8 protein-coding genes are annotated in these 9,229 nt (G+C 71.9%); 5 read left to right on the forward strand and 3 right to left on the reverse strand.

Features of this window, described 5'->3' with window-relative positions; all coding sequences use genetic code 11:
* Nucleotides 1-326: 326 nt before the first annotated feature.
* From D7X12_RS35225 to D7X12_RS35235, 3 genes are all read right to left on the reverse strand, one after another.
* Entirely contained in the window at nt 327-1,388 is a 1,062-nt protein-coding gene (locus tag D7X12_RS35225; RefSeq protein ID WP_120629591.1) for an alpha/beta hydrolase-fold protein, read from the reverse strand.
* Nucleotides 1,389-1,474: 86 nt separating this feature from the next.
* On the reverse strand, nt 1,475-2,392 hold the full coding sequence (locus tag D7X12_RS35230; RefSeq protein ID WP_120629592.1) for a TIGR01777 family oxidoreductase: 918 nt from the start codon (nt 2,390-2,392) through the stop codon (nt 1,475-1,477).
* The gene (locus D7X12_RS35235) at nt 2,389-2,961 is read right to left on the reverse strand and encodes a peroxiredoxin family protein (protein ID WP_120629593.1); all 573 of its coding nucleotides are present in this window, start codon (nt 2,959-2,961) and stop codon (nt 2,389-2,391) included. The genes D7X12_RS35230 and D7X12_RS35235 overlap by 4 nt, the downstream gene beginning before the upstream one ends.
* A gap of 122 nt (nt 2,962-3,083) precedes the next feature.
* Between D7X12_RS35235 and D7X12_RS35240 the strand changes: the two genes are divergently transcribed.
* From D7X12_RS35240 to D7X12_RS35260, 5 genes are read left to right on the forward strand one after another with little or no spacing between them, the layout of a single operon-like run.
* A complete protein-coding gene (locus D7X12_RS35240; RefSeq protein ID WP_120629594.1) occupies nt 3,084-4,172 on the forward strand; it encodes a polyprenyl synthetase family protein in 1,089 nt (362 codons plus the stop codon).
* A gap of 10 nt (nt 4,173-4,182) precedes the next feature.
* Nucleotides 4,183-5,739 (forward strand): phytoene desaturase family protein, encoded by a 1,557-nt coding sequence (locus tag D7X12_RS35245; protein ID WP_120629595.1) that lies wholly within the window; start codon nt 4,183-4,185, stop codon nt 5,737-5,739.
* Nucleotides 5,736-6,791, forward strand: a complete 1,056-nt coding sequence (locus tag D7X12_RS35250) for a phytoene/squalene synthase family protein (protein WP_120629596.1) — start codon at nt 5,736-5,738, stop codon at nt 6,789-6,791. Before D7X12_RS35245 ends, D7X12_RS35250 begins: the two co-directional genes overlap by 4 nt.
* A complete protein-coding gene (locus tag D7X12_RS35255; protein WP_120629597.1) occupies nt 6,788-8,239 on the forward strand; it encodes a phytoene desaturase family protein in 1,452 nt (483 codons plus the stop codon). The genes D7X12_RS35250 and D7X12_RS35255 overlap by 4 nt, the downstream gene beginning before the upstream one ends.
* Complete coding sequence (locus tag D7X12_RS35260; RefSeq protein ID WP_244224967.1) at nt 8,236-9,192, forward strand: carotenoid 1,2-hydratase family protein; 957 nt, start codon at nt 8,236-8,238, stop codon at nt 9,190-9,192. The genes D7X12_RS35255 and D7X12_RS35260 overlap by 4 nt, the downstream gene beginning before the upstream one ends.
* Nucleotides 9,193-9,229: the final 37 nt, after the last annotated feature.

The following is a 9,229-nucleotide window of genomic DNA, read 5'->3' on the forward strand; positions in this document are numbered from 1 at the left end:
GTCCCCTCATGTCCCGCGTCGATGGTGGCAACCGCCCGTCTGTTCCCCCGAAGCGCTCGGAGTTCGAGCGCTCCGAGCGGAGCGACGCCACGCGCGAGAACAAGCCGGGCGCCTCCCAGGCGCGCGCGCCCGCCAACGCGACGGTGCGCTCGTTCCAGGTTGCGTAGCCTCCCCGTCTACAACCCCTGTCCGATTGCTCGCCTGCCGCGTCAGACGCGCTGCCCAATCCCGGATCATTTCGTTTTGAGCGCTTACCGGAACGGCCAACCCCTTGTTACCACTGGCCTTCCGCCCCGGACGGACTTGAGGGTGTCCGCCGCGCCGCGTCATCCGAGGGGTGAGAACAATTCTTCCAGGCCGGCCGGCAGACTGGATTGCCAGGCGGGATAGTTGTGGCCCCCATTGTAGGCCCGGTACGTGACGCGGTGGCCGGAGGCCTGGAGGACGGGCAGCAGGCGCTGGTTGCCGTCCTGCAGGACTTCGAAGCGGCCGCAGTCCATCCAGACATGGAGCGGCGGCTGGGCGGGCCTGCGGGCCAGGTCGAAGACGAGCAGGTCCGTGCCGTCGATGGAGAAGGCGCCGGACTGGGACAGCACGCGGCCGAAGATGCCGGGCAGGCGCTGGGCCACGAAGAGGGCCATCAGTCCGCCCAGCGACGAGCCCAGCACCGCGTGCGCGCCGGGCGTGCGCTGCTCATCCACCAGGGACAGCTTCGCGCGCGCCAGGGGCAGCACGTGGCGCTCCAGGAAGCTCACGGTGGCCTCGTTGCACGCGTACTCGAGGGTGCGCGCCGGGCCGCCGTTGGACACGAAGGCCAGGGCCACCGGGCGCATCCGCCCTTGCGCGATGAGGTTGTCCACCAGGGCGGGCAGCTGGACGCGCTCCAGGTAGTCGTCACCGTCCAGCACCACCACCAGCGGCACGGGCCCGGGCACGGGCGGCGCGTAGAGGGCCACCGCGCGCTTCGCCCCCACGGCACACTCGTGCGTGTCCACCTGGTGGCGCGTCACGCGGCCCCGGGGCACGCCGCGCACGCGCTTGCCCAGCGTCGTGGCCTCTGCCTGGGGCATCCAGAAGCAGTGGTTGAAGCCGCCGAAGCCGTTGTCGGAGCGGCGCTTGTTGAACGCGTCGCGCACGCGGCGGCCCCGGGCGTCCTGCAGCGCGTACTCCACGTAGGCGTCCTCCGGCAGCGCCAGCGAGCGCGCCCAGAGCCCCTTGTCCACGCGCTCCAGCGGCAGCGGCTCCCCGCGCCAGTCCTGGAAGTCCCCCTGGAGGAAGACGCGGCTGTTGCCCTTCCACACGAAGGTGGCGGTGTCCCCGTCGATGAGCGGCGTGCCCTCGCGGCGCGCGCGTGCTTCCAGCGTCTTCGTGTCCGTCTTCGTGTCCATGGTGTGCCGGGGACTGTATGCACCGCGTGGACGCGCGTTGGCGCCGCGCGGGCCCGGCGTCCACCCGCGGACATCGCGGGGGCGCCTCAGTGGCCGGCGTGCGGCAGCAGGTCGCGCAGCGCCTCGTCCAGGGCGGGGTGGCGGAACTGGAAGCCCGCCCCCAACGCGCGCCGGGGCAGCACCCGCTGGCCCTCCAGCGCCACGCGCGCCATCTCCCCGAAGCGCGCCTTGAGGACGAAGCCCGGCACCTGCAACACCGCGGGCCGCTCCAGCGCGATGCCCAGCGCGTGCGCGAAGGTCGCGTTGGTCACCGGCTCCGGCGACGTGGCGTTCACCGCGCCCTCAAGCGTGGGGTGCTCCAGCGCGAAGCGCACCAGCGCGAAGAGGTCCTCGCGGTGCACCCAGCTCACATACTGGTGGCCGTTGCCCACCCGTCCGCCCGCGCCCATGCGGAACACCGGCAGCATCCGGTGCAGCACGCCGCCCGCGGGATGCAGCACCACCCCGATGCGCAGGCGCACCGTGCGAAAGCCGGCCTCCGCCGCGCGCAGGGCCTGCGCCTCCCAGCCCTGGCACACGTGGGCGAGGAAGTCGTCGCCGGGCGCGTCGTCCTCCGTCAGCGGCTGGTCCGCGCGCGCGCCGCCGTAGAAGCCCACCGCCGACGCGCAGACGAAGTGCCGCACGGTGCCCGCCTGCCGCATCGCCTCCACCACCACCCGCGTGCCCTCCACCCGGCTCTGGTAGATGCGCTGCCTGGCGTCGTGCGTCCAACGCTGGTCCACCGGCTCACCGGCCAGGTGCACCACCGCCTCCGCTCCGGCCAACGCGTCCGGGGACAGCGGCGTCTGGCCGTCGAAGAAGGAGCCCGTCACCCCGGCAGGCAGCCTGCCCAGCGCTTGTTCAACGTTGCGGCTGAGCACGTGTACGGTGTGGCCGGCGTTCAACAAACCCTGGACAAGCCCGGGGCCCAGGAAGCCGCTGGCGCCCGTACAGGTCACCCTCACGGGTGGGCCTCCGGCGGCTCCCGCGCAGTCATCAGGTCCTGGCCCACCAGCGCGCCCAGGGCCGTGAAGAAGCGGGCGCGGTCCTCCTCCTTCATGCGGCCGGAGTGGCGGAAGACGAGCTTCCCTTCCGCGTCCAGCAGCATCACGTTGGACGTCTTGGTGGGCAGCTTCCAGGGCGCGTCGCCCAGGGTGCCCTCCAGGTCCACGAGGATGGGCACGCCGGCCTTCTTCTCCTCGTCCCTCACGTATGACAGGGCGATCCCCCGAGCGGGAAAGAAGTCGTATTTCTCCAGGTTGGCGACGGCCACCACCCAGGCGCTCTGCAGGAGCCCCCGCTCACGCCCCCGGGTGAACAACTCGTTCTTCAGGGGCAGGTTGAGTGTCGTGGAGTCCTTGTCCTCGTAGAAGAGGATGACGGGTTTTCCACGCCAGCGGGACAGCTGGACGCGCTCTCCCTTGGAGGTGCTTAACGTCGCATCCACCGGCTCCGGCTCCGGGGCTGGAGCGGCCGCGCCCGCGCTCCCCGCCGCCAGGGTCACCGTCAACGCGCCTGCGATCCACGCCTTCATGGGAGACTCCTGTGTACAAGGTTTTTACAAACCTTAGACATAGCCTTGACAATCTCTGGACGCAAACGCTAACTCTAGGTGGCAAGGCTGCTGCCGTGCTTCCGACTTCGGAGATCCGCTGTATGGCGACCCCGCTTCCCAACGTGCAGCAGATCCCCGGCGGTGTGGCACCCCCGGAGCAGGCCTGGCTGCAGCTCGTGCAGGCGCACGTGGAAGCGGCGCTCGCGCAGCTCTTCGAGCTGCCGGACGAGTCCTCGCTGGACGCGCGTTGGACGCGGGCCATGGAGCAGGGACGCGCCTACGCGCTGCGCCCCGCCAAGCGGCTGCGGCCGGCGCTGGTGCTGGCGGGGTACGGGCTGGCGCGGGGCGGCACGGGCGTCCCTGAGGGGCTGTGGCACTTCGCGGCGGGGCTGGAGCTCTTGCACACGTTCCTGCTGATCCACGACGACGTGGCGGACCAGGCGGAGCTGCGGCGGAGCGGGCCGGTGCTGCACCGGATGCTGGCGCCGGGCCGGCCGGGCGAGGACCTGGCCGTGGTGATGGGCGATCACCTCTTCGCGCGCTCGCTGGAGGCGATGCTGGAGTCGGGGCTGCCGGGCGTGTCGCGCGTGGTGCAGTACTACCTGGGCGTGTGCCGGCACACGGCGGCGGGGCAGTACCTGGACCTGGACCTGTCGCGCATGCCGCTGTCGGAGGTGACGCTCTTCCAGACGCTGCGCGTGGCGCACTTGAAGACGGCGCGCTACGGCTTCAGCGCCCCGCTGGTGTGCGGCGCGATGCTGGGCGGCGCGGACGACACGCTCCAGAAGGGCCTGGAGCAGGTGGGCCGCTCCGTGGGGCTCGCCTACCAGCTGCGCGACGACCTCATCGGCCTGTTCGGTGACGCGTCGGTGGCGGGCAAGGCGTGCGACGGCGACTTCACGCAGGGCAAGCGCACCTTCCCGGTGATGGCCGCGTACGTGCGGGCCACGCCCGCGGGGCGCGAGGAGCTGGAGCGGCTGTGGGCGCTGCCGGTGGAAGAGAAGGATGAAGCAGCCCTGGCGCGAGCCCGGGCCCTGGTGGAGTCGTTCGGGGGCCGCGTCGCGTGTGAGCGCGCGGTGGAGCGCGCGTCGCGCCTGGCGCGCCGCGGCCTGAGCACCCTGCCCAACCCCCATGGCATGCGGGACCTGCTGGACGCGCTCATCGCCCGGCTCGCGCGTCGTGCTTCCTGAGGACACGTCCATGAGTGCACAAGGCAAGCGGGTGGTGGTGGTGGGCGCGGGTGTCGGCGGACTGGCCGCGGCGGCGCGGCTCGCGCGGCAGGGCTTCGACGTGCAGCTGTTCGAGAAGACGCGCGGCCCGGGTGGGCGGTGCAACCAGCTCAAGGCGGACGGCTTCACGTGGGACATCGGGCCCACCATCGTGCTGATGCCGGAGGTGTTCGAGGAGACCTTCCGCGCGCTCGGCCGCCGCATCGAGGACTACCTCACGCTGGTCCGCTGCGACCCGAACTACCGGGTGCACTTCCGGGATGGCTCCGACGTCACCTTCACGTCCGAGCTGTGCACCATGGGGCGCGAGCTGGAGCGCGTGGAGCCGGGCAGCTTCCAGCGCTACCTGGCCTTCCTGGCCCAGGGCCGCACCCAGTACCGCATCAGCCTGGACCACTTCGTGGGTCGCAACTTCGACGGCATCACGGACTACTTCGCCCCCAGCGTGCTGGCGAAGATCTTCAAGGCCCGAGCGCACCGCCGCATGTACGCGGACGTCAGCCGCTTCTTCCAGGACGACCGGCTGCGCGCGGCGCTGACGTTCCAGACCATGTACCTGGGCGTGTCCCCGTTCGAGTCCCCGGCGGTGTACGGCCTGCTGCCCTTCACCGAGCTGGGCGTGGGCATCTGGTTCCCCCAGGGCGGCCTGTATGCCATTCCGCTCGCGCTGGAGCGGCTGGCGCGCGAGGAGGGCGTGCGCCTGCACTACGGCGCGCCGGTGGAGCGCATCCTCACGGAGAACGGCCGCACCACGGGCGTGCGCCTGGTGGGTGGTGAGGTGGTGCCCGCGGACGCGGTGCTGTGCAACGCGGACCTGCCGTACGCGTACGAGAAGCTGCTGGATCCCAAGGACGCGCCGTTCAAGCGCGCCCCGAAGCTGCGCTTCACCTCCAGCGGCTACATGCTCTACCTGGGCATGAAGAAGAAGGTGCCGGAGCTCTTGCACCACAACGTGATGTTCGGCCGGGACTACGCGGGCTCCTTCGACGACATCTTCCAGCGCTTCCGCGTGCCGGAGGACCCCAGCTTCTACGTCAACGTGCCCTCGCGCACGGACGCGTCGCTGGCGCCGGAGGGCAAGGACGCGCTCTACGTCCTCGTGCCCGTGCCGCACCAGCACCCGAACCTGGACTGGAAGGTGGAAGGTCCCAAGGTGCGTGCGAAGGTGTTCCAGCGCCTGGGCGAGCTGGGCTTCCCCAACCTGGAGGCGGACATCGAGGTGGAGCGCGTGTTCACTCCGGATGACTGGGCGGGCACGTACAACCTGGCGCGTGGCAGTGCGTTCGGGCTGGCGCAGAACTTCTTCCAGGTGGGCCCCTTCCGGCCGACCAACGTGGATCCGAACGTGAAGAACCTCTTCTTCGTGGGCGCCTCCACCCAGCCGGGCACGGGCCTGCCCACGGTGCTCATCTCCGCGAAGCTCGTCACCGAGCGGCTGATGACGTGGGCCCGGAAGGAAGGCGTGACGCTGACGCCACGGCCAGGGGCTCTGGCCGGGACTCCCGTGCCCGTGGAGGTGGCGGCATGAGCCTCACCGAATCCCCGGCGCTCATCGCGCAGGGCTACCGGCGCGCGCGGGTCGTCACGCGCCATCACGCCAAGAGCTTCTTCTTCGCCTCGTACCTGCTCTTCGGGCAGCGGCGGAAGGCGGCCTTCGCGCTGTATGCGTTCTGCCGGCGGCTGGACGACATGGTGGACGCGGCGGACGAGCCGGAGACGGACGCGGGGCCCGTGGCCCTGACGACGCGGCTGGCCACGCGGCTCACCCGGGCGCGCGAGCGCGTGGCGGAGGTGTACCTGCCCCTGCCGGAGCTGGCGTCGAAGGAGCTGGGGCCTCCCTCCCTGCGACAGCCCGCCGCGGAGGCGCCGTCGCCGTGGGAGCCGAGCGAGTTCGCGGCGCTGCGCCACTCCATCCTCCACTACCGCATCCCGGAGCAGCCCTTCCAGGACCTCATCTCCGGCATGGAGATGGACCTGACGAAGCACCGCTACGAGACGTGGGACGAGCTGGAGCTGTACTGCTACCGCGTCGCGGGTGTCGTTGGGTTGATGCTGACGCCGGTGCTGGGGTGCGAGGACGCTCGGGCGGTGGAGCCGGCGGCGGACCTGGGCCGGGCCATGCAGCTCACCAACATCCTGCGCGACGTGCGCGAGGACCTGGAGCGCGGCCGGGTGTACCTGCCCGCCGAGGAGCTGCGCGCCTTCGGGCTCACCGAGGACGACCTGCGCCGGGGCCAGGTGGATGCGCGCTGGCGCGACTTCATGCGCTTTCAAATCCAGCGCGCGCGGGCCTACTACGCGCGGGCCGCGAGCGGCGTGAAGTACCTCACCGGCTTTGGCAGCCAGCGCATGGTGCGGCTGATGGGCGCCATCTACGGGGACATCCTCCGCGACATCGAGGCGCGCGACTACGACGTGTTCAGCGGCCGGGCCCACACGACGAAGGGGCGCAAGCTGGCGCTGGCGACGGCCGCGTTCATGCGCCCGCGCGCGGTGCTGCCGGAGTCCGGACCGGGTCTGCCGGCCCTGCCCGCGGCGTCCTCGCCAGGGTTCTCCACGAGCGCGGGAGGCCCGGGATGAAGTCCTCGCGCGTGGCGGTGATTGGCGGCGGGATTGGCGGGCTGACCGCGGCGGGCCTCCTGGCGAAGGAGGGCCACGCGGTGACGCTGTTCGAGGGCAGCCCCTCGCTGGGCGGCAAGGCGCAGGCCGTCGCCGTGGAGGGGCTCACGCTGGACACGGGGCCCACGCTGCTGACGCTGCCGGCGCTGGTGCGGAGCACCTTCGAGAAGCTGGACGCGTCAGACCTGCTGCCTCCGTTCACGGAGCTGGAGCCGCAGTGCACCTACCGCTTCGCGGACGGGTGCGGCTTCACCGCGTACAAGGACCTGGAGCGCATGGCGGAGAGCGCTGGCGAGCTGCGCCCCGTCGAGCGCAAGGGCGTGCACTCGTTCTACGCGGAGGCCGCGGCCATCTGGCGCGCGGCGGGCGAGCCCTACCTGGAGGCCCCCTTCGAGGGCATGGCCGGCTTCATGACCCGCGTGGCCCGCCGGGGCATTGGCGCGATGCTGTCGGGGATGAAGCTGGACACGCTGCACACGCTGGCGACGAAGCACTTCCAGACCCACCACCTGCAGCAGTACGTGGGCCGCTTCGCCACCTACGCAGGCGGGTCTCCGTATGCGTCCAGCGCGGCGTTCGCGCTCATCCCGCACATCGAGCACGCGTATGGGGTGCACCACGTGCGGGGCGGCATTGGCGCGCTGGTGGAGGCGTTGGGGCACGCGGTGCGGCGGCTGGGCGTCACGGTGCACCTGGACACGCGCGCCCGCTACGAGCGCGCCGGCCCGGGCTACCGCGTGGGCCCGGGACAGGAGCCCTTCGACAGCGTGGTGGTGAACGCGGATCCGCTGGCGTCGCTGCGCCGCGAGTCGGAGCCGCTGTCGCTGTCCGGCTTCGTGTTGCTGCTGGAGGTGGAGGGGCGTCCGGCCCTGCCGCACCACACGGTGCTCTTCGGCGGGGACTACCGGCGCGAGTTCGAGGAGCTGTTCGCGGGGCAGCTCGCGACGGACCCCACGGTGTACTTCTGCAACCCGTCCGCCACCGACCCGGGCATGGCGCCGCTGGGGCGCACGGGGCTGTTCGTGATGGTGAACGCGCCGGCCATGCCGGTGGGCGAGGCGAAGGCGGAGCAGGCGGAGCGCGACTGGGAGTCGATGGCGCAGCTCGTGCGCACGCAGATGTTCGAGAAGCTCTTCCGGCACTACCCGGAGCTGCGGGGCCGCACGCGCGTGGTGGGACAGCGCACCCCGGTGGACCTGGCGGCGCGCGGCGCTCCGGGCGGCTCCATCTACGGCTTCCTGCCGCACGGTCGCTTCGGTCCGTTCCGCCGGCCGCGCATCCGGGGCGGCACGCCGGGGCTGTTCTTCGCGGGCGGTGGCACGCATCCGGGCGGCGGGGTGCCGCTCGTCATGCTGTCGGGCCGGTTCGCGGCGGAGATGGCCTCCGCGCACCTTCGGAGGGGCGCATGACGACGTCCTTCCTCGCGCAGGGCATGCCGTCCCTCGTCGCGCCCGCGCTGCCCGCATTGCCCGACGCGGCGGGGGCCTACCGCTGGTTCTACGCGGACGTCACCGCCGGGCCGTACAGCGCGGTGTGCATCTTCATGCTGGGCTCGCTGTTCTCGCCGCGCTACTCGGTGGCGGCGCGCCGCGGGGGCCTCCCGCTGGAGCACAGCGCGGTGAACTTCGCGCTCTACCACCACGGCGTGCGCCGGCTGTGGGTGCTCAGCGAGTACCCGCGCGCGGAGGTGGAGGGGCCGGGGTGTCTGCGCATCGGCCGCTCCATGCTGACGCACGCGGCGGACGGCACGGTGTGCATGGAGGTGGACGACTGGACGGCGCCGTGGGGCCGCCCGGTGCGCGCCCGCCTGACGCTCCGGCCGCTGACGCCCCGGGGCGAAGAGGTGCAGTTGATGCCGGGGCTGCCGCACTACTGGCAGGCGCTGGCGCCCCGTTCGGAGGCGCGGCTGGAGGTGTCGTCGCTGGACGTCGCCGCGGACGGCATGGGCTACCACGACACCAACCACGGCCAGGAACTCCTGGGCGAGCGGCTGTCCGGGTGGCACTGGGCGCGCACGCACCATGCGGACCACACGTTGGTGGACTACCACCTGCCGGGCGGGGTGGCGCCGCTGCGCGTGAGGGCCGGGCCTTCCGGCGTGGTTTGCGAGCGCGGGCCGATGACGGAGGCGCGGCCCACGAACATCACCGGCTGGGGCCTGCGCGTCCCCGCGCGGTTGCACGCGGGCAACGAGGTGGTGGGTGCTCCGCGTCTCTTGGAGTCGTCGCCCTTCTACGCGCGGCTGGAGTCGCGGCGGGGCACGCTGGACACGATGGGCGAGGTGGCGGACTTCCGCCGCTTCCACTCTCCCTTCATCCGCTGGATGGCGCACTTCCGCACGCGCGTGGAGCGGGCGGCGTGAACGCGCTCGGCTTCATCACGCTGGGGTGGGCGGGGCT

The sequence above is a fragment of the Corallococcus sicarius genome, assembly GCF_003611735.1.
GTDB classification, from domain to species: domain Bacteria; phylum Myxococcota; class Myxococcia; order Myxococcales; family Myxococcaceae; genus Corallococcus; species Corallococcus sicarius.

Coding starts and splice junctions, on each gene's coding strand:
- D7X12_RS35225 (WP_120629591.1), bottom strand. CDS start 1,388: ATGGACACGAAGACGGACACGAAGACGCTGGAAGCACGCGCGCGCCGC.
- D7X12_RS35235 (WP_120629593.1), bottom strand. CDS start 2,961: ATGAAGGCGTGGATCGCAGGCGCGTTGACGGTGACCCTGGCGGCGGGG.
- D7X12_RS35240 (WP_120629594.1), top strand. CDS start 3,084: ATGGCGACCCCGCTTCCCAACGTGCAGCAGATCCCCGGCGGTGTGGCA.
- D7X12_RS35245 (WP_120629595.1), top strand. CDS start 4,183: ATGAGTGCACAAGGCAAGCGGGTGGTGGTGGTGGGCGCGGGTGTCGGC.
- D7X12_RS35250 (WP_120629596.1), top strand. CDS start 5,736: ATGAGCCTCACCGAATCCCCGGCGCTCATCGCGCAGGGCTACCGGCGC.
- D7X12_RS35255 (WP_120629597.1), top strand. CDS start 6,788: ATGAAGTCCTCGCGCGTGGCGGTGATTGGCGGCGGGATTGGCGGGCTG.
- D7X12_RS35260 (WP_244224967.1), top strand. CDS start 8,236: ATGACGACGTCCTTCCTCGCGCAGGGCATGCCGTCCCTCGTCGCGCCC.